This is a genomic window from bacterium (assembly GCA_040755755.1).
Lineage (GTDB): Bacteria > SZUA-182 > SZUA-182 > DTGQ01 > DTGQ01 > DTGQ01.
This window is the reverse complement of the sequence record JBFLZW010000061.1, coordinates 71,440-92,692: the sequence shown is the minus strand read 5'-3', so window position 1 is coordinate 92,692 and position 21,253 is coordinate 71,440. Positions and strand designations below refer to the sequence as shown.

Sequence of the window (21,253 nt, the reverse complement as noted above, 5' to 3'; positions counted from 1 at the left end):
TGTGGCCATTCACGGCAATACCCTGTTCAACTATTGTGCCAGATTATGCCAATTAAAATAAGTTATTTAAAATCAACAGATAATATGGACCGCCAGAAGAAGGTTGTTTATCGAATCAGACCTGGTGGACGACTTTCTTAGACTGAAAGGTCGAATTGAAAGGTCGAATTCTGGAAGAATTCGTTGCCACTCCCTGATGAAGAACGGCAATGGGCAGGCAGTTACGGTTTGCTTTTTAACCCTAATTTTTCCAGGCGGGAGCGAAGATGCCTTTCGGTGATACCGAGCATTCTGGCGGCTGCACTTTGGTTTCCGTTATTGAGTTTCATTGCCTCCTGGATCATTTCAGTCTCAAAGGCTTTCATCTTCGCTTCATAGTTGCCCGATACATTGGAGGGGTCTAAGATCTCTTTTCCGGAAACAATCTGTATTTGTATGGGTAAATCCTGTTGGGTGATATATTCGGTTCTGCAGAGAACCACGGCCCGTTCGATGATATTCTCCAGTTCGCGGACATTCCCCCGGTAATCATACCTCATTAACTGATCCAGTGCTTCGCGGGTAATGCCTTTGATCTTTTTATTGTTTTCCATCGAAAACTTCCTGATGAACTGATCGATCAGGATGGGGATATCTCTTTTCCGACGCCGCAGGGGAGGAAGCACTATGGTGACCACGTTGAGCCGGTAATACAGGTCTTCCCGGAATTCTCCGTTCCTGATCATTTCTTCGAGATTTCGGTTCGTGGCGGCAAGTATGCGTACATCGACCTGAATGGTTTTGTTTCCACCCAGCCGCTCGATCTGTCCGAATTGAATGGCTCTCAATAACTTTACCTGAACGGATAAAGGAATATCCCCGACTTCGTCGATAAACAGGGTTCCTCCATCGGCCTGTTCAAAACGTCCGATTCTCTGCTGCATCGCTCCGGTGAAGGCACCCCGCTCATGACCGAACAATTCACTTTCCAGCAAACTCTCGGATAACGCGGCAACGTTTACCACCACCCAGGGCCTGTTCTTCCGGGGACTGGCATAATGGATGGCCCGGGCGATCAGTTCCTTTCCGGTGCCGCTTTCCCCCCGCACCAGGACGGTCGTCTTGCTCGGTGCGACGCGAGCTGCCATATTCATTACTTCGTCCATGTCGCCACTCTGGGAAAAAATGCCGTCGAACTTGATTTTTTCCTGGAGTTGCTGCTTCAAGAGCCGATTTTCAGCAACCAGTAATCGCTTTTCCTGGATCCGCTTGATAAGGTGATCAAATTCATCAAGGTCAACGGGTTTGGGCAGATAATCGTAGGCCCCGGCCTTCATGATCCCCACGGCATCTTCAACACTTCCGAAAGCAGTCATGATGACTACCTCGATGTCAGGATTCAGCTCTTTGACCTTTTTTAAGACCATGAGACCGTCGCCCCCGGGCATACGGAAATCCGATACTACCAGATCGATGATATTTTTCTGGGCGATCTCACATCCGGTTTGCCCATTGTCGGCAGTGAAGACCTTATGGCCCTGCCGGGTCAAAAAGGTGTGTAATAATTTGAGCTGCTGGTCTTCATCATCTATGAGTAAAACCGTTAACTGCATCGTCATACAGGGGATCCTTATTTTATCCGTATTATTGAAAGTTGATTTCACCAGGTGATGGGATAAGCTAATCTTATTTACTGTAAGAATATATCAAAAACTGTGCCAGGCGGCTCATCGAGCCTAAGATATCACTATTCATCCAAATTGACAATAGACGGAAGAGCAAAGATTCTCAATGCTTCGACCAAATGGGCGAGACAAAAAGACTCCACATCGCCGATGAGCTATTCCCCCCTGAGAAAGGCATCGACCACATGGAGGGTGGGGCTGCTTTTTTGCCCCACCCAATACCGCACGCGATCTCCTGGTCGATCCTAACTGGCCGCGGATTTATCGCGCCGTGTACTGAGCCGGAGCTACGGGCATTCTTTTTGCAGGTTTTATATCTTAAAATTATCATGTATCTGTGGTAAAGTGTCTTGCCGCATTATCTGATAATCTTCGATAATAATGACTGCCAGCAGAACCTTACGGAAGGAATGCTCGCTGAATTTTCCCGGGAGGAATACATGAAATATCGGTCGTGGAATCGTAATGACACTCGGTGGAGCTATGGAGGAATATTCATAACTGCCGCCATTGCCATCTGCTTTCTGCTGTCCTGGTTCACAGCGCCAATCTGCCGTGCTGATGACCAGGGACCGGATGGCCAGGAAAAGGCCCAGGAGGAGCCGATTGACTTCACTTCGTTGAGCCTGGAAGAGCTGAAGCAGGTCATGATTGTTTCGATATTGAAAAAACCGCAAAAACTCTCTGAAGCAACCTCGGCGATCTCGGTCATAACCCAGGACGATATTCGCAGGTCCGGTGCCACGAGCATTCCTGAGCTGCTGCGGGGGTTGCCCGGTCTTCAGGTAGCGCAGATCAACTCCAGCACCTGGGCGGTAAGCGCACGGGGATTCAATCACCGATTCGCCAACAAGCTTTTGGTGCTCATGGATGGCAGGTGTCTTTATACGCCCTCTTTTTCCGGTGTCTATTGGAATGTCCAGGATACGCTCTTTGAGGATATCGAACGAATTGAAGTGATTCGGGGGCCGGGCGCGACCTTATGGGGAGCGAATGCGGTCAACGGGGTGATTAACATTATCACTAAAAAGGCCAAAGATACCCAGGGAGGACTGCATGTAATAGGATCGGGTAAAGAGGAACTGGGAATTGGTGCCTTCCGCTATGGTGCCAGATTGGGAGAGAGCGCCTATGGCAGATTTTACCTGAAATATTTCCTGCGGGATGGCTTTGTCAATAAATCCGGTGACCACGGGAATGATGACTGGAATTCACTCCGGGGGGGTGGACGAATTGACTGGTCTCTTTCAGGCAGCGACTCACTTACCCTGCAAGGTGATATCTATGACGGCGAAAACGGCGAGCGGGAGGTGGTTTTTGTCTGGCCCGGATCAAAAGAAAAGAGCATAAATATTAACAATAATTTTTCCGGGAGCAATGTATTAGGCCGTTGGGCTCACACTTTTTCCAATTCGTCTGGAATGGCTTTGCAGGTATACTATGACCGGACAGAGCAGGAGAAACAGCTTTGCCATGCTCCCAGCCATACCGAGAGCTTCGATACCTTTGACCTCGACTTTCAGCACAACTTCAGGCTCATCTCCGGAGCGCCGCAGGAAATTGTCTGGGGGCTTGGCTACCGCCTGATACAAGATCGCCTTAACTTTGGCGGGGATAATCCCATCTTTGTGCCGGAAGACAAAAATCATGACACTCATATTGTAAGCGCCTTTCTTCAGGATGAAATAGACGTGGTCAGGAACAGGCTGCAATTGACGCTGGGATCTAAATTTGAGCATACCGATTACAGCGGATTTCAATTCCAGCCGAGTATCAGAATGCTGTATAAGATCCCCCAAAACCAGAATATCTGGGCTTCCGTGTCCCGTGCTCTCAGGACGCCATCCCTGTATGAACAGGATACCAGCCAGCCCGCGCCGCCGCCGCCGCCGTCATCGTCATCGCCGTCATCGCCGTCATCGTCATCAACGTCATCGACGTCCGGCAAGCCACAGTATCCGAACGACAAGCAAAAATCTCCGGTAATTTTGGAGCTGAAAGAGGACAAGCACGTTCAGCCGGAAGAGCTGATTGCCTGCGAGCTTGGATACCGCATTCAGCCTGAAGAGTATTTTTCTCTGGATTCGGCGATATTCTACAATGATTATGATCAACTTATTGTGGGTAAGGAGAATATTGGGCAGGGGGAATCCTATGGTTTAGAACTGGCTGCCAACTGGGATGTAACAAAATACTGGGCTCTTCGCTTTTCCTACACTTTCCTGCGGGTACACACCAGCGTTGATGAAGATGCCGGACATCCCAGGAAGGGACCTGGAGCGGATCTCCCGAATATTTTTCTGGAAGGTATCAGCCCTGACCACCAGGTGGTGGTCCACTCATCTGTGGACCTTCTCCGGGACCTGGAATTCGATATGGACCTGCGATATGTTGACAACCTCGGCAGCTATACCGAAAGTTACCTGGAAGCGGATGCCCGCCTTGGATGGAACTTGAGGAAAAACCTGGAGTTATCCGTCGTGGGACGGAATCTGCTGAATAACCGTCATTCTGAATTTGTGTATATGGGATATATACCCGACTCAGCCGGGGTTAATATAGAAGTTGAGCGAAGCATCTACTGGAAAATAACATGCCGATTCTAACCATGAAACCAGCTCAAAGGCTTTCCCTGAAAGCCGTGATCGCAGCATGTACTATACTGCTGCTCACCGGACTGCTTGCCGTACCCGCCGGCCTGAGTGCCCAGACCCGCGCCTTATCCGGTTCGGAGTATCAGGTCAAGGCTGGTTTCATTTATAATTTTGCCAAATTCGTCGAATGGCCGCAGGGCACCTTTAATCATGATAATGACCCGCTTATTCTCTGTATTGTCTCCAATAATCCTGAGAGCGATGTTTTTTTCTCCCTGAACAGCAAGACCGTCGGGGGCAGGAAAATACAGGTAAGAAAATACGAAGATATGAAAGACATCGGAACCTGCCATATTCTTTTCCTTGATTCGATAGATAAAACCCTTATCCAGGAAGGGTTAAAAACAGTCAGGGACCGCAGTGTCTTAACCATAAGCCATATCAAAGGATTTACTCAGCAAGGGGGAATCATCAACTTTTTTATCGAGGAAGGCAGACTCAGGTTTGAAGTGAATCTGGATGCTGCCAGGCGCTGCGGGCTGAAGCTGGGCTCACAGCTTCTTGTATCTGCCGAGATCATCGCCAGGGAGCAGAAGTGACATGCCCTTCTTCAGCCATATCTCGATTAAGCAGAAGCTGAATCTGATCATTACCTTCACCAGTTGGACCACCCTGCTGGCTGCTTCGATAGCTTTCATGGCCAAGGACACGATAACCTTTCGTCAGACGCTGATCAACGATACCTCCAGCCTGGCCCAGGTTATCGGGACAAACAGCTCCGGCGCTCTGGTTTTCGATGACCGCAGGGCAGCGGAAAAAAACCTGTCAGCCCTTCATGCCAAGCCGCATGTGTTCTTTGCCTGCATTTACAACCGGGACGGAAAAGTATTCGCTACCTATCATCCCGGCAGCCCCGGTCCGGATCTCGTACCGCCGAAACCGCAGAAAACCGGATATTATTTCAAAGACAAGTATCTTTTCCTGTTTCATCAGATATATCTGGAAGAAGAAATGATCGGCACGGTTTTTATCCAATATGACCTGGCCGAGATCCGCTCCCGGATGAAACAGTCAGCCGGTATCGTGGCCGTGATCATATCTGCGGCTTTTTTACTGGCCATGCTGCTCTCGATTCTGCTCCAGCGCATCATTTCCGAGCCGATTTTGAATCTGGCGCAGACAGCCAGAACCATTTCACAGCAGAAAGATTATTCGGTCAGAGCAAGAAAGCAGAGTCATGACGAAATCGGGACCCTCATTGACGGATTTAACGAGATGCTGGCTGAAATTCAGGACCGGGACAACGAATTGAAGTGCCATAAGGAACATCTGGAAGAGGAGGTGGTCAAGCGCACAGCCGAGCTGGAAAGTCAGCGTCAGGCATTGCAGGACGCCCTGAACCGCGCCGAACGACTGGCCGTCGAGGCCGAGGCGGCTAACAGCGCCAAGAGTGAATTTCTGGCCAATATGAGCCACGAAATCCGCACCCCGATGAATGCCATTTTAGGGCTTACCGAATTACTGGACTCTCTCATCGCCGATAAAAAACAGAAAAACTACCTTGAAACCATTAAATCGAGCGGGAAGAGTCTTTTGACCTTAATCAATGATATCCTTGACCTTTCCAAGATCGAAGCCGGGAAAATGGAGCTCCACTATGAGCCGGTCAATCCCTATCCCCTGTTTCATGAGATCAAGGATATCTTTTCCCTGAGCGTATCCCGCAAAGGACTTGAATTTGTCATGAACATAGCTCCTGACATTCCCGAAAGCCTGCTCTTGGATGATGTCCGGCTGCGGCAGATACTTTTTAATCTCGTCGGGAATGCCGTCAAATTTACGGAGCGGGGGCAGATCAAACTCTCGGCCAGGAAAACCCTGCACCAGAACGATCCGAAGACAATCGATTTAATCATTGCCGTAGAGGACACCGGCATCGGCATCGACCCTGAATCTCACGGCAAGATATTCGAGGCCTTCAGGCAGCAGGATGGCCAGAGCACCAAAAAGTACGGAGGGACCGGACTGGGGTTGACCATCTCGAAACGTCTGGCGGAAATGATGGGGGGAACAATCTCGGTTAAAAGCCAGGTGAATAGAGGGAGCACTTTTGAGATTACCCTTCATGGCGTATCGATTGCACCAGCCGGGGTGCAGCATCCACACGGGAGATTATCAGCCTCTCAAGACAGCTCATTTGACACGGCAGGAAAAAAGGTGGAAAATAAGGAGGTAAAAAATGAAGAGCCGGAAAGTCTCTCGCCTGAAACTCTGGCCATGCTCCCGGAGATCATCGGCAAACTGGAAAACGAGCATATGAATTCATGGAAGAGAGCCCGTCAGAATGGCCTTTTTGACGATATTGCCGGTTTTGGTCATCGGATAAAAGAATATGGCGACAGGCATTCACTCAAGGTCCTTCAGCAGTTTGGCGATGATTTGATCTTGCAGGTGAGTACCTTTGATATCGATAAAATGATGAGCATATTGGATTCTTATCCCGGATTGATTACCAGACTCAAATCATTACCCCAGGGCAGATGCAAGGAGAAATGCAATGGTCAATGACAGCAAAACCAGTTCCCGGATATTGATCGTTGATGACGTCCCCCAGAATATCCAGGTACTGGCTAATATCCTGAAAGAAGCCGGTTATCAGATGGGATTTGCCAAGGACGCCAAAACCGCCCTTGCTCACACCGATTCCACCCAGTTCGATTTGATTCTCCTGGATATCATGATGCCGGAGATTGACGGCTACGATGTCTGTGCACGGTTAAAAGAGGACAGGAGGAAAAAGGATATCCCGGTCATTTTCATTACCGCCAAGGGGGAGACAGCGGACAAAACCAGAGGATTTGAGCTTGGAGCCGTCGATTATATCACCAAACCTTTTGATGTCCAGGAAGTCCTGGCCCGCGTCAAGACCCACCTGACCATACGAAGTTATGCGACCAGGCTGGAGCAGATGGTCGAAGAAAGAACCCGCCAGCTTGTCCATGCAGACCGGCTGGCTACCCTTGGTACCTTTTCCGCTGCCATTGTGCATGAAATCAATAATCCCCTGTCCCATGTCCTGGGGAATGCCAAGCTGCTCCAGTTACTGTGGAATTCGCTCAAGCCGCTGGTGGAGGGGCATGCCGGTAAGAATACCGAAGGAGAAAGGATCCGGGAAGATATGCGGAGTATGGATGGAGCGCTAACCAGTCTCCTCGATGGCTGCTATCGCATATCCCGGCTTACCAACAGCCTGCGAACCTATTCCCGGCAAAGCAATGCTCAAAAAGAAAACTACCCGCTGATCGATATCATCAATGACGCTCTTCATGTCGTCATGCATAAGCTCAAGTTTCTTGGTATAACAGTTGATGCAACTGTCCCCCGGGATCTGGCGATATATGGGGATCAGCAAAAAATCTCCCAGATTTTCATCAATCTTATTGATAACGCCTGTGATGCGATGGAAGAGAATGCCGGGGGGAAAATAACCATACAGGCCTCTGCCGTTGATAATCAAATCGATATCAGGATTACGGACAATGGTCCCGGCATACCCGGAAAAATAGCCGACATGATTTTTAATCCCTTCTTCACGACCAAAAGCAAGGATAAGGGAACCGGCCTTGGTCTTTTTATCGTCAAGAATATCGTCGAGGAATACCAGGGGACGATTACCGTATCTTCGGGGAACGGGAAGGGAACCGAGTTCCACATCACCCTGCCGGGGAACACGACGAGCCTGTCATTCCAGGAAGCGGCAGCGGCCAGTGACATGAGGTGACAAACTGAAAAAACCTTACCTTGACAGACAGGAAGATAATCTCTGGAGACTGAGCATGACATGCTCTTCATTCAGGGCTTCGATGGTCAGGGCCGGGAATATGCCCTCATGCTGAATCGCTTTCAGCACGCCCTGAACATCGATTGTTCCTTCTCCCAGAGCAAGGTGCTCGTCCTCCTGGCCGTGATTGTCGTGAAGGTGAAGCTCGAAAATCCTCGATCCCAGGCTGCTGACCCAGTCAGGCAGAGGGACCGGGGAAAAAATATGCGCATGTCCGATATCAAGGCACATCCCCAATGAAGGGGAATCGACTTTCTGGATAAGTTCCTGAATTATCTGCGGTGTCTTCTCAAGAACATTTTCAAGAGCGATTCTGGTCCCTGCCTTTTTGGCTGCTTCTGCCACCGACAGCCAGGTTTCGATGCTCCGCTTCAGCCAGATCTCGGCCCGGTCCCCATAGAAAAGAGGATCAAAGTCAGCGTGAAAGACAACGATCCTGGGGGCCAGAGGGGGTATGAGGGCCAGCAGTTGCTGATACCGCTCCCGTGAAACCATCCGGATACGGCTGTCGGACGATCCGGGATCAAGGTCGAGGAATGGACCGTGAATAGTGCAGGAAAGCTGATGTGCGCTGAGAAAACGGCCTATTTCCCTGATGGAGGCATGGGGTTCCCTGTCCAGGTCATCAGCCGTAATCAGGATTTCCACATTGAGCCGGTGGTCCGCGATTCTGGACCGGTACTCAGGGAAAGAGCAGAAAGGAACATGAACAAAAATATTTTCCTGGATTTTGGCTATCGATGTCACGATTTTCCCTCGTCATTGTTCCCGGACGATCCGGTTCAGGTGGTCCACCTTCAGCTTGATGGGCTGAAAGTTCCGGTATTCGGCATCGGTCATGAGGACATAGGTGGCAATGATAACAAGGTCCCCCGGAGCAGCCAGTCTCGAGGCCGCTCCATTCAGGATGATCCGGCCTGAATCGGGCGCTTCCCTGATAGCGTAAGTTTCAAATCGGCCTCCGGTATTCAGGTTATAGATATGAACCTGTTCTCCCTCCAGGATATTGGCAGCCTCAAGAAGGTCGGCACTGATGCCGATGCTTCCCTCGTAGTGAAGACAGGTATCGGTAACCACGGCCCGATGAATTTTCGATTTTAAGATAATCCGTTGCATTATCTTCTCCTTAAAGAACCTTTCCTGCAAAAAGACTTTGTTAATTTTTACAGCAGGCAATTATCAATCAGCCTGGTTTTTCCAACATATATGGCCATGGCCAGAAGTGCCTGACCGTCGATATAATCCACATCCAGCAGGGTTTCGGGATGACATATCTGGATGTATTGCGGCCTGACCAGAGGCTCAAGAGCCATGATCCGCTGGATCTCGGTGATTATTTTTTCAGCCCGCACAACCCCTTCCCCTCTCATTTGCCGTGCCCGGCAGATTGAGCGGTAGAGGCACAGGGCAGCCTGTCTTTCCTCTCCGCTCAGATAGGTGTTTCTGGAGCTCATGGCCAGGCCGTCCTTTTCGCGGACAGTAGGCAATCCCTCGATCCGGATGTCCAGGTTGAGGTCCAGCACCATTCTCCGGATAACCGCAAGCTGCTGAAAGTCCTTCTGGCCAAAATAGGCAACGTGCGGCTTGACAATGGAAAAGAGTTTGGCCACGACCGTGGCCACTCCCTCGAAATGGCCGGGACGAAACCTCCCGCACAGGTTTTCGGTCAGGCCCTTGACCACAACCGAGGTCTGATACTGATCAGGATACATCGCGCCTGCCTCCGGAACGAACAGGATATCCACCCCTGCATCTCTGGCCATCCGGCTGTCGGCGGCAAGATCACGCGGATAGGCGGACAAATCCTCCTGGGGGCCAAACTGGATGGGGTTGACAAAAATGCTGACTACGACCGTATGCCCATCCTGCCGGGCAGCCTCCATCAGCGAGAGGTGACCGGCATGAAAAAAACCCATGGTCGGGACAAAGCCGATGCTTTTCCCCGCTTCCCGCACGGCATTGGCAGTGCTGTGCATCTGACTGATGTCGGTTATGATTTCCATTTTTCTTCCATTCGGAGAATCGGTTTAAAATACCTTACCCCAATAGTCGGGGCGAATATCGATTACATGATCGGGTATCGCTTCTCCAATGTCAAGATAAAAAAGCAGGAAAGTTTATCTCATTACTTGATGCACACCTTGCGCACCTGGTTTAAATCCGTGATCCCCAAAAGGACCTTGGCGATTCCATCCTGCTTCAGAGTGGTCATGCCCTGATTCAACCCGGCGTCCCGGATCGCCTCGATGGTTGACCTCTGAATAATCAGATGCCGGACTGTATCCGAGCCCATTAAAAGCTCATGAATCCCGGTCCTGCCCCGGTATCCTGTCTGACCGCATTCCTGACACCCTTGAGGCCGGTAGAGCTGCAGGTCATCGGTGTAGCGGAATCCGTTCCGGTCAAAAGCATCTTCGCCATATTCGGCGCGCAGCTCCTGGAATTCTTCCGGGGTGGGGTGATAGGCCGTCTTGCAGGATTTACACAAGGTCTTGACCAGACGCTGGGCCAGCACCCCCAGCAGGGCATTGGCGAAATTGTAGGGGTCCATGCCCATGTCCAGGAGGCGGACAACGGTTTCCGGGGCACTGTTGGTATGGAGGGTGCTGAAAACCAGATGGCCGGTCAGGGAAGCCTCGATGCCGATGGCCGCCGTCTCCTTGTCCCGCATCTCTCCCACCATGACCACATCGGGATCAGCCCGCAGGAAGGAGCGCATGGCACTGGCGAAAGTCAGCCCTATCTGACTTCTCACCTGCACCTGCCGCAATCCGTATTGGGTGATCTCAACCGGGTCTTCCGCTGTCCAGATTTTTTTTTCCGGGGTATTGATATGGGCCAGGGCAGAGTGCAGGGTCGTGGTCTTTCCCGATCCGGTGGGGCCGACCACCAGAACCAGGCCATAGGGCTGGCTGATAATATGCTTCAGGTTTTTCAGGTTGTAGGGGGCCAGATTGAGTCTGTCCAGAGGGATCGGCTCGCTGGAGGCCAGCACCCGGAGCACCACATCCTCCTGGTCCCCGACGGTTGGGGTTACTTCCACCCGCAGCTCGATCTCCCGCTGGTTGTGCCGGAACTTTATCTTGCCGCTCTGCGGAAGCCTTCGTTCGGCAATATTCAATTGAGACATGATCTTGAGCCGGGCAACGATGGCCCGGCGGTAGCTTGCCGGAATTTCCAGATATTTTCGGCAATCGCCGTCAATGCGGTAGCGGACTATTGTCGGCTGCTTTCCGGGGTAAGGCTCGATGTGGATGTCCGAGGCCCCCCGGTTATAGGCTTCACGGATAAGCTGATTGGTCAGTTTGATGATCGTATTGTCCGATTCATTGAGCGCATCATCGACTTCTTCATCCACCTGCTCTTCAGCGACCTGCTCAAGATCAAGCTCCGACAAAAGCTCATCCACCTTCAGAACGGTTTTGTCCACGGGGTTACTGACCGCATTGATGAACTTTACGATATCCTCCCGCAATGCGCCGATAAGGGTAATTTTCTGCTGATTCAGGGTGAGCTTGATTTCATCGATTTTTTGAATATCCCGGGGATCATCCACCAGCACCTCGATGGTTTCGCCACTCTTTCGCAGGGGCATCCAGAAATGCTTGTTCAGGTAATTCGGACTCAGGCGGCCCAAAATTCCCTCATCGATCTTATATTCAGGATCAAATTCGATAAAGGGGCATTGATAGAAATCGGACAGGGAATCCAGGATGTTTTTTTTAGCCACCTTGTATTCCCGCATCAATATCTGCTCAATGGCCTTATTGCTTTCGCGGGACCTTCGGATGGCTTCCTGCAGCTCTTTCTCGGACAGGATATTTTGCTGGACCAGCATCTGAAACTTGCTGGGCATCTTCTTTTGGCGCAGGGCCTGATTATGAAAGGCGATACCGATGATTTTGGCAATTTCGCGGACCGAATCGATATCCTTGGCAGCAAACTGCTGGCTATCCTTTTTATTAATGAGCTGGATGACTCCCTGCAGGGTTCCCTGAAACATTATCGGCGAGGCCAGAACCTGCCTGGTCCGGTATCCGCTCTTCTGGTCATAGGATTGATTGAAGTGAAGCTGCGGATTGATCCGTTCCAGCTCCGCTGCGTCATAGGCATCTTTAATCGTGATCGGCTCTTTGGAATAGGCCGCAAACCCTGCAATACTGGCCGGGCTGATCGGTATGCGGATTTCTCCGATTTCTTCTCCGACCTTAAAACGGGAAAAAAGCTCTCCCTTTTCATCATCCACAGCATAAATGGTAATGCGGTCAGCCTCGAACAGCTCGAGAATCGGCTTTTGGAGGCGCAAAAAAATCTCGTCCAGATTGTGGGCAGAGTGAATCTGGTGAGTAATATTCAGCAGCCGGTCCTTATAGGCCAGGGCCTTTTCCAGGGATTGGATCTCTTCTTCTTTACTTCTCTTGGTAAAAATTCCCATAAATATTTTATCGAAAGAAAAGTTCCTGCTCCTCGTAAGGGAGCACATATTATATTTGGGGCCTGGGGAACAATAGCACTTGAAAAAAAAGGAAAATTTCTTATAATAACCGATGAATTTGAAAAATATTACGATGACTCGATCTGTAAGGCCTTAACATGAAAGGAGCAAAGGGAGACTATGGCGGAGAGAATTTGTAACTACCTTCAAAGGTATGCCGTATCAGTGATTCTTATCTGCGGATTACTTATCATGCAGTCCGGCTGTGCGCAAAAAGAAAATACCATCAAGATCGGCGGTGTCGGGCCGGTGACCGGCGGAGCAGCCACCTATGGGATATCCACCCGCAATGCCTGCCGAATGGCTGTAGAGGAGATCAACCGGCAGGGCGGAATCGAAGCTGGAGGGAAGAAATACAAGATTGACCTGATCTTCGAGGATGACGAAGGAAGGCCGGAGTCTGCCGCCAATGCCTATCGAAAGCTCATCGACCAGGATGGAGTAGCGGCCATTGTTGGAACAGTCATGAGTAAATGCTCCCTGGCCGGGGCCCCGATTGCTCAGGAGGCCCATGTTCCCATGATCAGCAATGCCTCCACCAACCCGCAGGTGACACTGGTCGGCGACTATATCTTCCGGGCATGCTTTATCGATCCATTCCAGGGAAGGATCATGGCCAATTTTGCCTTTACCAGTCTGGGAAAGAGAAGGGCCGCGGTCCTGTTTGATAATGGCAACGATTACAATAAAGGGCTGGCTGAGTTCTTCAAGGTCCGGTTTACGGAGCTTGGCGGAGAGATCGTGGCCTATGAGGCCTTCACCGATGAGGACAAGACCCAGGATTTCAGCGCGCAGTTGACTAAAATCAAGGCAGCGGGGCCGGACATTCTGTTCCTCCCCAATTACTACAGCTCAGTGGCCCTGATTGCCAAGCAGGCACGGGCTATGGGTATTGATGTTCCCATGATCGGCGGTGACGGCTGGGACTCGCCGCAGCTGATGGTTCTGGGCAAGGAAGCGGTGGAGGGGAATTTTTTCAGCACGCATTTTTCCAAAGATGATCCCAGCCCGCAGGTCCAGAAGTTCGTCAAGTCCTATGCCGAAAAGTATCAGCAGGACCCTGATGCCCTGGCCGCTCTGGCCTATGATGCCTGTCTCATTTTATTCGAGGCCCTTCGCACGGCCAGGAGCCTGAAGGGTGAAGATATCCGGGATGCTCTGAAAAACATCAGGAACTTTGCAGCCGTATCCGGCCAGATTACCTTCGATGCCCAGCGAAACCCGATCAAGGGCGCAGTCATTGTCAAGATTGAAAATGGCCGTCAGGTTTTCTATCAGAGGATCAACCCGTAAGGGGCGCTCCACTGAGCGTTAATCCTTAAATCAATGAAAATAAGAAGGACAAGCGGACTCATTGAGAAGAGTAAAGCCTGCTGACATTATTCTGCCCGGCGTTCTCCTGGCTGCTGGTGGGTTCTACCTCTGGCATTATGGCTGGCAGGTTCTGGCCCAGCAAGTTATCAACGGCCTCCAGAAAGGAAGCATGTATGCCCTGATCGCCCTGGGGTATACGCTGGTCTATGGCATTATCAGGCTCATCAATTTCGCCCACGGGGATGTATTCATGGTGGGCGTCTACCTTTCCTGCTTCGCCGGGAATTTCCTGCTGAGCAGAGGAGTAGGACTCCCCTTTTGGATAGCAATGATCATGGCCATGATCGGCTGCCTGCTGATCAATATCCTGATCGAGGCAATTGCCTACCGCCCCCTGAGAGATAAACCCCGCCTGACCATGCTCATCACCTCCATCGGCGTGTCATTATTCCTGGAGAATTTTCTGTCCCTTGATCCTCACCAGGTTTCCTTCCCCCTCAATTACCTGGTGTTCGGACCTCACTTTCGCTCCTTCCCGACCCTGATCAGGGAAAGGGCCTATCCGCTGGCGGGAGGCCTGACAGTCAGTAACATCAAGATCATTGATCTTGTCACTGCCCTCATGCTGATGGTTCTGCTCGAATATATCGTCAAGAAGACCAAAATGGGCAAAGCCATGCGGGCCGTATCCTATAACATGGATGTGGCCAGACTGATGGGCATCAACGTCAACCGGGTCATCACCTTTACCTTCGCTCTGGGCGGTGCCCTGGCCGGATGCGCCGGCATTCTCTACGGCCTTACCTACGGGGTGCTTCAGTCTCCCTGTCTTGGCATGTGGCCTGGTATCGTGGCCTTTGTCGCTGCAGTAGTTGGCGGAATCGGCAATATCCCCGGAGCCATGCTGGGCGGGTTCCTGATGGGCATCGTGGAAACCCTGGCCATCAGCGTTAATTCGAATCTCGGCTACGGAGTCACCTTTCTGATCCTGATCCTGGTCCTCCTGGTCAGACCGACAGGACTTCTGGGCTCACCCTATGCGGAGAAGATTTGAGGACGGAGACTGGGTGGGGGTGAAGAGACATGAGGAACATCAGGCTTCTGAATTCTCCACTTGACATGCGGTCCGAATTTGGTATCATAAAAAGATCGGAGGTGATATACATGAATATTTCAAAAGATATAAAACCGATAACCTATCTTAAGTCACGAGCTGCAGATCTATTAAAACAGGTTAACGAAACCCATCGTCCTGTCATTATCACGCAAAATGGAGAGCCCAAAGCGGTTCTGCAAGACCCGCAAAGTTATGAAGACATGCGCAATGCCCTGGGGATATTAAAGCTTGTCTCCATCGGAGAAGAAGCGATAAAAGACAATAATGTTACAACTCAAGAGGAAGTGTTTGAATATCTGGAAAACATAATCAAGGAACATGAACGTAAATTATAAAGTGATATGGGTCAATCCTGCCAAATATGATTTGGCAGGTATTATTGAATATATCTCCAATGATAACCCATCTCATGCCCGGGAAATTTTCCAGGAATTACACCAAAAAACAGCGAGTCTCTGCCACTTTCCCCAACGATGCCGCATTATACCGGAGCTCCAGAAACAGGGTATCTATCAATATCGTGAGCTTATTATCCCTCCCTGGAGAATTATGTATAGAATATCAGAAGAGAATGTATACATTGTAGCTGTCCTCGATTGTCGGCAAAATATCGAAGATATCCTGTTTCAAAGGCTTATAAGACCTTAAGGTCGCTTGCCGGAGGAGAAAAACGGTGATTGAGATTCGCAGGGAACACCCAAAAGACTGTGATGAAGTACGCACCGTCAACAACCGGGCCTTCGGTCAGCCCGGAGAAGGACGCATTGTCGATAAGCTGCGGAAATCCTGTACAGAAAACCTATCCTTGAAGTTATGTAACAGGCCGCTTTTCGGGTAAAAATATGGCAATGGATATCCAAAAATTAGGCTTTAATCCAGGGTTTCAGGACAGGATCGATCCTGCAAAGCTGGCTGCTTTTCAGATAGCCAGAGTAATTGCCGTCAATAAGAACAGTTATATCGTTTCAAATGGAAAGCATGATATATTTGCGGAAATAACCGGAAAACTCATGTTCGATGCCGATTCCCCGCTGGATTATCCCGCAGCGGGTGACTGGGTATATGCGCAGTTTGTCGATGATGAATCCTTTGCTGTCATTCATGAGATTGTTCCAAGAAAGTCGGTGCTCACAAGGAAGACATCGGGGAAAAAAGTAGAATTTCAAGTAATTGCGGCCAACATCGACACGGCCATGATTATGCAGTCGCTCGATTCCAATTATAATCTCAGACGGTTGGAACGATATCTGGTCATGATCAACGAAAGCAACATCCATCCTGTTGTGTTATTGAGTAAAAGCGATCTGCTGCCTCCTGAGGCAATCGAAGAAAAGAAAGCCGATATTCAGAAAGTGATGCCGGATATCCCGATAGTGGCTTTCAGTAACAAGGATAATGCAGGTCTGGAGAGGGTAAAAGAGCTGCTGATTTGCGGGCAGACATTTTGCCTGCTCGGCTCATCAGGCGTTGGAAAGACCACTTTGTTAAATAACCTGATAGATGAAGAGTTATTCGAAACGCAGACTGTCAGGGAAAAAGATGGAAGGGGAAGACATACCACTACCCGCCGTCAGCTGGTTATTCTGGAAAACGGCGCAATGATCATCGATACACCGGGCATGCGCGAGCTTGGGGTAATGGCCGCAGAATCAGGTCTTCATGATACCTTTACCGAGATAGCGGAGCTATCGGGCCAATGCCGCTATAATGACTGCACCCACACCCTGGAAGAAGGCTGTGCAATATTGGCTGCAATAGAAGAGGGAACGATTTCCCGGGAACGATATCAGAATTACCTGAAAATGACGAAAGAATCTATCCATAACGAGATGTCCTATTTCGAGAAGAGACAGAGAGATAAACAGTTTGGGAAAATGTGTAAATCAATCATGAAGCATAAAAAGAATAGATAGCGCACAAACCTGTCAACGTACAGGAGATACGCAGGGCGACATAGATCGTTAGGGAAGCAACCTCAAGGTGGGTTCTATCCCAAAATCCGCAACCTCAATTTACGGCGCATTCGTTTGACGAGACCGATAAGGATTGTATAAGATAGTAATGGAGTGATAAATTATACAAATTATTAGTATATGCAGAGGCATAAACTTGATATTGTCAAGAGAGACGAGATTGAATAATGGATTGAATCTCAGAAAGAAAAAAAGGTGATATCGAAATGAGAAGTACACAGGTAATGGAATTATTCGATATCTTCTCGGAGTCCTTCGGCAAGGAATAAGGGTCAGATAGTCGTGAAGGATATTGAGGAAATGATAGACTCCGAAAAACAAAAGCTGGCTACAAAAGGCGACCTTCGGGAAGTTGAATTGAAACTTACCAAGGAAATAGAGCAGGCGAAATCAAGTACAATCAAATGGGTTGTAAGTCTTATCATTGCTCAAACAGCGGCAATTATTTCCGTTATTTTATTAAAGTGAACTATCCAATCATGCTTTCGAAAGTAAAGGGAACAAGATGAAATATAGGGTGACAATTCCCCTACTTACCATTCTTCTTATTGCAGGGTGCACACAGGCTGAAATGAAAGATGCAATAACCATCGGCAGACCAGGCATTGTCAAGCTCTATAGTGGCGGGCGATTGGTTGAGCAATGGGAGTCAACGGGAAAGGTTATATCTGAAGAAAACAGCGACGGCTGGTTATTTGTTGATAAAAAGACCGGCAAGCTCATCAGAGTGAGCGGAACGGTAGTTATTATCAATTAAGAGGTGAAAGGATTATCGAAGATACCAGGAAGATACCAGAATATTTTACCTTTCTCCGCTGGGGTATCTTCTGAAGTCCAGGCCGCGAATAATGGCATATATCACCCCCCAGCCTTTGTTCCCTTTGGGACCGCTGAACAGCAGGGAGAATATCCATAGGAGGCCACAACGGCAAGGATAATCCAGGTGTCTCTTGCACAATGGTTACCCAGGAAAAAGCTGATTACCAGCCATGAGGACAGGAGACCAAGAATAATAGCTTTTGATGGTTTCTTTTTCGATAATATATTTTTCAAAAGAGTAAATATACTGAGCAGGTAGAGGATAAATCCAACAATCCCAAACTCAATTATAACTTCCAGATAATTATTATGTGGATATGTTATTTTAAATGCACTGATATTGGTTAGCGCAGTTTGTGAGCGTCTTAATCCTGTTCCAAATAAAAGATGTTCAGGAAGGACGTTAAGATAGTCAGCCCAGATGTCAATCCGGTGTGATCCCCGATTATGGTGAATTTCTTCAATGGATACTCGATCATGGATCATCTGAGCGGTATTTGAAGGAGTAAATGGTATAATAATGCAGAAGATTACCACTAAGGCACCAGTAAGTGCTGTCTTGTACTTTATTGGCAAATTCGCCAAAACTAACAGCACTCCGGTAAATACTCCAAACATGGCCCCTCTCGATCCTGATAGGCATATTCCAAGAAAACCAACACCTATGCATGTCGTAGACACAATTTTTACCCTTTGAGAAACTGGCATGATTATTACAAAAAAGTTAAGAAAAATAGCGGTAGCTGCTGCCAATCCAAAAAAGTTGGGGTCCATATACCCACCTGTTAATCTTCCTTCGAGCCAATATCCACTTAATGATAACGAGCAGATAAATCCGGCTCCGTATGCAATACATACGTTTACAAGGTCTTTTTTTGTCCTGAAAGAAGCAGCTAAGGCATATGCAAATAAAACCAGAATAAAAATCCGTATTAATCCCATACCGGCCGCTTCTATTGGCTTTGAAAACCCGCTATGGAGCTTGACAGTATTTACATATCCAAAAGTTAATTCATCAGGAAATACAAACAGATAGGTAATTACCGTATGCAGGAAAGCAAATGATATATAAAGATTAAAAGCTCTTGGGAATACGACCTTGCGATTAAATAAAAGCCAAAAGACGATGAGCATAACTGAGCACCAGACAAACAGTTTTGATAAGTCGAATCTGGCTGCCTGCTGCAATCCGGAGCCCCAAGAAGTAAAGAATACAGTAAGTATAGCCAATATATGATATGTTTTGTCTTTAACTTGTTTGATATTCATGTAAATGATTATATCTCATTCGAGATAAAAAAGTCAAATTCAATTAAGAGAAGAATATGATAAATAATATGAAAATAAAGATTTAAGGTAGTCTTTGAGATTACAAGGCAATCAGCAGAAAAATGGAAAGCCGGGAGATATGAAAAAAGATAAGAGCACATGGGAGCAATTTCATGACTTGGAGGCTCCTGGGTATGACAACCTATGCTATACAAAGAACACGGTGCAGGAAGTTGATTTCCTGATTGATGTATTGGATCTCTCGCCGGGCGATTCCGTTCTTGACGTTGGATGCGGTACAGGACGCCACTCTGTTGAGCTTGCCCGAAGAGGATATTCAGTGACAGGGATTGATCTTTCTTCCGGTATGCTTGCTCAGGCAAAAGACAAGGCCAGGGCAGCAGGTGTCCAGGTAGAATGGATACATGCGGATGCTGCCAGGTTTTCGCTGGGAAATCGGTTCGATGCTGCTATTTGTCTGTGCGAAGGGTCTTTCGGGCTTCTTGGCAGCGAAGATGACGCCATCGAGCACCCACTGGCGATTCTCCGCAATATCGGCAGGTGTCTCAAGCCGAACGCCAAGACGCTTTTTACCGTTCTCAATGGTTTTCGGATGATTCGAAATCACACCGAAGATGACGTAAGGAAGGCCATTTTCGATCCGCTGACGCTTTCATCGGTGTCGGAAGTTCCTCCCGTGGAAGGGGTGCCTGCTTTGCGAGTCAGAGAACGTGCCTTTGTTCCGACCGAACTTGTCCTGCTTTTCCAACTGGCAGGCATGAATGTGCTCGATATCTGGGGAGGAACCGCAGGGAACTGGAAACGCCAGAGAACCATCGATCTTGACGAAATGGAAATCATGGTCGTGGCAAGGAAACCTGCCGAACAATCGGCAGCGGCGAACGGCTGATCACAGCCGATGCTCAGGCCCCGTAAGAGAAGGGAGATTGAATATAGATAAAAGAGGGAATAAAAAGTTTCCGGTAGCGTAAGTTTAAAACATATGTCAAAAGAAATCCAGACCCCGCAAGGGGATGATAAGACTTCGGTACTTGCTCATGATTTGCGGGAACTAAGCTCTTCCCAGATTTTGAAATTGTCGCGACACTGTCACGACAATTGAGCTGGAGCCATATTCAGATCATGAGAACCTTTACCAAGATGCGGGAAACGCTCATGAACTATGAAGAAGTCAAACAGAAAATAGAGGATATGGAACAAAAGTACGACTATCAGTTCAAGGTAGTCTTTGAGGCCATAAGGCAAGTATTGGAACCAACGGAGAAGCAAGAGAGGAAGATAGGCTTTCAGAATGATTGAACGGCGTATATAAGATGGCGAAAACGAAAGTTAAAAGAAGGCGGATGGTAAGCCACGTACTGATCGGCCTGCCAGCAGTCTGTCGAAGAGAAAATCCGGGGACGGTCTAAACCGAGGGAGATAATTACCACGAAGAGCACGAAGGCATAGCAAGGTATTTCCTTTGTGATTTTCGTGTGCTTTGTGGTTTGAATGGTGGTCGAAGATCTTTCTTCGGCAGGCAGTATGTTATATATTATAAGTGAATGAGATAAAAAAGATGCCAATAATCAGCAAATTTCTTGGAATTATTATTGCAATGTATTGGGACGATCATTTACCTCCGCATTTTCACGCCAAATATGGAGGGTATGAAATTATAGTGAATATACTCAATGGAGTAATTGAAGGAAAGTTTCCCAAAAGAGCACTTGGACATGTTCTGGAGTGGTACGAGTTGCATAAAGATGAATTGCTGGAAGATTGGGAACTTTGTAAAAAGCAGGAACAACCAAAACCAATAGAACCATTGGAGTAAAAAATGATATTACACGTTACGAATGCCCTCTATATTGGAGATTATAAGGTAGAAGTATCCTTTAATGATGGACGGAAAGGAGTGGCTGATTTATCAGATGCCTTGGAAGGGCCGGTTTTCAAGCCCTTGAAAGACAAGTCAATTTTTTCTCAACTGAAAGTTGATGAAGTTCTTGAAACTATTACCTGGCCAAATGGAGCTGATTTGGCTCCAGAGTATATATATTTTCAAGCATTTAAGAACAAACCCGAACCAGAATTGCAGGCAAAATTCAGGGAATGGGGATACATAGGAAGTGAAGTGAAATGAAATGAGGATTATATACATTTA

General features: G+C 48.5%; 22 protein-coding genes. 16 read left to right on the top strand and 6 right to left on the bottom strand.

Annotation, left to right across the window (positions count from 1 at the left end):
- Positions 1–221: 221 nt before the first annotated feature.
- Complete coding sequence (locus AB1611_18205) at positions 222–1,598, bottom strand: sigma-54 dependent transcriptional regulator (protein MEW6381516.1); 1,377 nt, start codon at positions 1,596–1,598, stop codon at positions 222–224.
- A gap of 416 nt (positions 1,599–2,014) precedes the next feature.
- On the opposite strand from AB1611_18205, the gene AB1611_18200 reads away from it, so the two are divergent.
- From AB1611_18200 to AB1611_18185, 4 genes are read left to right on the top strand one after another with little or no spacing between them, the layout of a single operon-like run.
- Positions 2,015–4,270, top strand: a complete 2,256-nt coding sequence (locus AB1611_18200; GenBank protein ID MEW6381515.1) for a TonB-dependent receptor — start codon at positions 2,015–2,017, stop codon at positions 4,268–4,270.
- Between the two features lie 2 nt (positions 4,271–4,272).
- A complete protein-coding gene (locus AB1611_18195; protein MEW6381514.1) occupies positions 4,273–4,857 on the top strand; it encodes a YfiR family protein in 585 nt (194 codons plus the stop codon).
- A 1-nt stretch (position 4,858) separates the two neighbouring features.
- Positions 4,859–6,826: an ATP-binding protein gene (locus AB1611_18190; protein ID MEW6381513.1), complete on the top strand. Its 1,968-nt coding sequence runs from the start codon at positions 4,859–4,861 to the stop codon at positions 6,824–6,826.
- Positions 6,816–8,039 (top strand): response regulator, encoded by a 1,224-nt coding sequence (locus tag AB1611_18185; GenBank protein MEW6381512.1) that lies wholly within the window; start codon positions 6,816–6,818, stop codon positions 8,037–8,039. The genes AB1611_18190 and AB1611_18185 overlap by 11 nt, the downstream gene beginning before the upstream one ends.
- A 15-nt stretch (positions 8,040–8,054) precedes the next feature.
- Here AB1611_18185 and AB1611_18180 read toward each other — a convergent pair whose 3' ends face one another.
- From AB1611_18180 to AB1611_18165, 4 genes are all read right to left on the bottom strand, one after another.
- A complete protein-coding gene (locus AB1611_18180; protein ID MEW6381511.1) occupies positions 8,055–8,846 on the bottom strand; it encodes a sugar phosphate isomerase/epimerase family protein in 792 nt (263 codons plus the stop codon).
- A gap of 12 nt (positions 8,847–8,858) precedes the next feature.
- Complete coding sequence (gene panD / locus AB1611_18175; protein ID MEW6381510.1) at positions 8,859–9,215, bottom strand: aspartate 1-decarboxylase; 357 nt, start codon at positions 9,213–9,215, stop codon at positions 8,859–8,861.
- 47 nt (positions 9,216–9,262) lie between these two features.
- Positions 9,263–10,102 (bottom strand): pantoate--beta-alanine ligase, encoded by an 840-nt coding sequence (panC, locus tag AB1611_18170; protein MEW6381509.1) that lies wholly within the window; start codon positions 10,100–10,102, stop codon positions 9,263–9,265.
- A gap of 122 nt (positions 10,103–10,224) precedes the next feature.
- Positions 10,225–12,534 carry an ATPase, T2SS/T4P/T4SS family gene (locus AB1611_18165; GenBank protein ID MEW6381508.1) on the bottom strand — a complete coding sequence of 770 codons (2,310 nt, stop codon included), beginning with the start codon at positions 12,532–12,534 and terminating at the stop codon, positions 10,225–10,227.
- 180 nt (positions 12,535–12,714) lie between these two features.
- Here AB1611_18165 and AB1611_18160 point away from each other — a divergent pair, with 180 nt between their 5' ends.
- From AB1611_18160 to AB1611_18125, 8 genes are all read left to right on the top strand, one after another.
- Positions 12,715–13,887 (top strand): ABC transporter substrate-binding protein, encoded by a 1,173-nt coding sequence (locus AB1611_18160; GenBank protein ID MEW6381507.1) that lies wholly within the window; start codon positions 12,715–12,717, stop codon positions 13,885–13,887.
- 106 nt (positions 13,888–13,993) lie between these two features.
- Positions 13,994–14,962, top strand: a complete 969-nt coding sequence (locus tag AB1611_18155) for a branched-chain amino acid ABC transporter permease (GenBank protein MEW6381506.1) — start codon at positions 13,994–13,996, stop codon at positions 14,960–14,962.
- A gap of 110 nt (positions 14,963–15,072) precedes the next feature.
- Positions 15,073–15,360, top strand: coding sequence for a type II toxin-antitoxin system Phd/YefM family antitoxin (locus tag AB1611_18150; protein MEW6381505.1), 288 nt, complete (start codon positions 15,073–15,075; stop codon positions 15,358–15,360).
- Positions 15,344–15,673 (top strand): type II toxin-antitoxin system RelE/ParE family toxin, encoded by a 330-nt coding sequence (locus AB1611_18145; protein MEW6381504.1) that lies wholly within the window; start codon positions 15,344–15,346, stop codon positions 15,671–15,673. Before AB1611_18150 ends, AB1611_18145 begins: the two co-directional genes overlap by 17 nt.
- 25 nt (positions 15,674–15,698) lie before the next feature.
- Complete coding sequence (locus AB1611_18140) at positions 15,699–15,863, top strand: hypothetical protein (GenBank protein ID MEW6381503.1); 165 nt, start codon at positions 15,699–15,701, stop codon at positions 15,861–15,863.
- 10 nt (positions 15,864–15,873) lie between these two features.
- Positions 15,874–16,938 carry a ribosome small subunit-dependent GTPase A gene (gene rsgA / locus AB1611_18135; GenBank protein ID MEW6381502.1) on the top strand — a complete coding sequence of 355 codons (1,065 nt, stop codon included), beginning with the start codon at positions 15,874–15,876 and terminating at the stop codon, positions 16,936–16,938.
- A gap of 342 nt (positions 16,939–17,280) precedes the next feature.
- A complete protein-coding gene (locus AB1611_18130; GenBank protein MEW6381501.1) occupies positions 17,281–17,466 on the top strand; it encodes a hypothetical protein in 186 nt (61 codons plus the stop codon).
- Positions 17,467–17,569: 103 nt separating this feature from the next.
- Complete coding sequence (locus AB1611_18125; protein MEW6381500.1) at positions 17,570–17,755, top strand: hypothetical protein; 186 nt, start codon at positions 17,570–17,572, stop codon at positions 17,753–17,755.
- Positions 17,756–17,856: 101 nt separating this feature from the next.
- Here AB1611_18125 and AB1611_18120 read toward each other — a convergent pair whose 3' ends face one another.
- A complete protein-coding gene (locus tag AB1611_18120; GenBank protein MEW6381499.1) occupies positions 17,857–19,086 on the bottom strand; it encodes an O-antigen ligase family protein in 1,230 nt (409 codons plus the stop codon).
- Positions 19,087–19,225: 139 nt separating this feature from the next.
- Between AB1611_18120 and AB1611_18115 the strand changes: the two genes are divergently transcribed.
- The 4 genes from AB1611_18115 to AB1611_18100 all read left to right on the top strand — a co-directional run bounded on the left by AB1611_18115 (position 19,226) and on the right by AB1611_18100 (position 21,232).
- Entirely contained in the window at positions 19,226–19,996 is a 771-nt protein-coding gene (locus AB1611_18115) for a methyltransferase domain-containing protein (GenBank protein ID MEW6381498.1), read from the top strand.
- A gap of 233 nt (positions 19,997–20,229) precedes the next feature.
- The gene (locus AB1611_18110; GenBank protein ID MEW6381497.1) at positions 20,230–20,406 is read left to right on the top strand and encodes a hypothetical protein; all 177 of its coding nucleotides are present in this window, start codon (positions 20,230–20,232) and stop codon (positions 20,404–20,406) included.
- 259 nt (positions 20,407–20,665) lie between these two features.
- Positions 20,666–20,923, top strand: coding sequence for a DUF4160 domain-containing protein (locus AB1611_18105; protein ID MEW6381496.1), 258 nt, complete (start codon positions 20,666–20,668; stop codon positions 20,921–20,923).
- Positions 20,924–20,926: 3 nt separating this feature from the next.
- Positions 20,927–21,232 (top strand): DUF2442 domain-containing protein, encoded by a 306-nt coding sequence (locus AB1611_18100; protein MEW6381495.1) that lies wholly within the window; start codon positions 20,927–20,929, stop codon positions 21,230–21,232.
- Positions 21,233–21,253 lie beyond the last annotated feature (21 nt).

Coding starts and splice junctions, on each gene's coding strand:
- AB1611_18205 (MEW6381516.1), bottom strand. CDS start 1,598: ATGACGATGCAGTTAACGGTTTTACTCATAGATGATGAAGACCAGCAG.
- AB1611_18195 (MEW6381514.1), top strand. CDS start 4,273: ATGAAACCAGCTCAAAGGCTTTCCCTGAAAGCCGTGATCGCAGCATGT.
- AB1611_18190 (MEW6381513.1), top strand. CDS start 4,859: ATGCCCTTCTTCAGCCATATCTCGATTAAGCAGAAGCTGAATCTGATC.
- AB1611_18185 (MEW6381512.1), top strand. CDS start 6,816: ATGGTCAATGACAGCAAAACCAGTTCCCGGATATTGATCGTTGATGAC.
- panD (MEW6381510.1), bottom strand. CDS start 9,215: ATGCAACGGATTATCTTAAAATCGAAAATTCATCGGGCCGTGGTTACC.
- panC (MEW6381509.1), bottom strand. CDS start 10,102: ATGGAAATCATAACCGACATCAGTCAGATGCACAGCACTGCCAATGCC.
- AB1611_18165 (MEW6381508.1), bottom strand. CDS start 12,534: ATGGGAATTTTTACCAAGAGAAGTAAAGAAGAAGAGATCCAATCCCTG.
- AB1611_18160 (MEW6381507.1), top strand. CDS start 12,715: ATGGCGGAGAGAATTTGTAACTACCTTCAAAGGTATGCCGTATCAGTG.
- AB1611_18150 (MEW6381505.1), top strand. CDS start 15,073: ATGAATATTTCAAAAGATATAAAACCGATAACCTATCTTAAGTCACGA.
- AB1611_18145 (MEW6381504.1), top strand. CDS start 15,344: ATGAACGTAAATTATAAAGTGATATGGGTCAATCCTGCCAAATATGAT.
- rsgA (MEW6381502.1), top strand. CDS start 15,874: ATGGATATCCAAAAATTAGGCTTTAATCCAGGGTTTCAGGACAGGATC.
- AB1611_18125 (MEW6381500.1), top strand. CDS start 17,570: ATGAAAGATGCAATAACCATCGGCAGACCAGGCATTGTCAAGCTCTAT.
- AB1611_18120 (MEW6381499.1), bottom strand. CDS start 19,086: ATGAATATCAAACAAGTTAAAGACAAAACATATCATATATTGGCTATA.
- AB1611_18115 (MEW6381498.1), top strand. CDS start 19,226: ATGAAAAAAGATAAGAGCACATGGGAGCAATTTCATGACTTGGAGGCT.
- AB1611_18110 (MEW6381497.1), top strand. CDS start 20,230: ATGAGAACCTTTACCAAGATGCGGGAAACGCTCATGAACTATGAAGAA.
- AB1611_18105 (MEW6381496.1), top strand. CDS start 20,666: ATGCCAATAATCAGCAAATTTCTTGGAATTATTATTGCAATGTATTGG.
- AB1611_18100 (MEW6381495.1), top strand. CDS start 20,927: ATGATATTACACGTTACGAATGCCCTCTATATTGGAGATTATAAGGTA.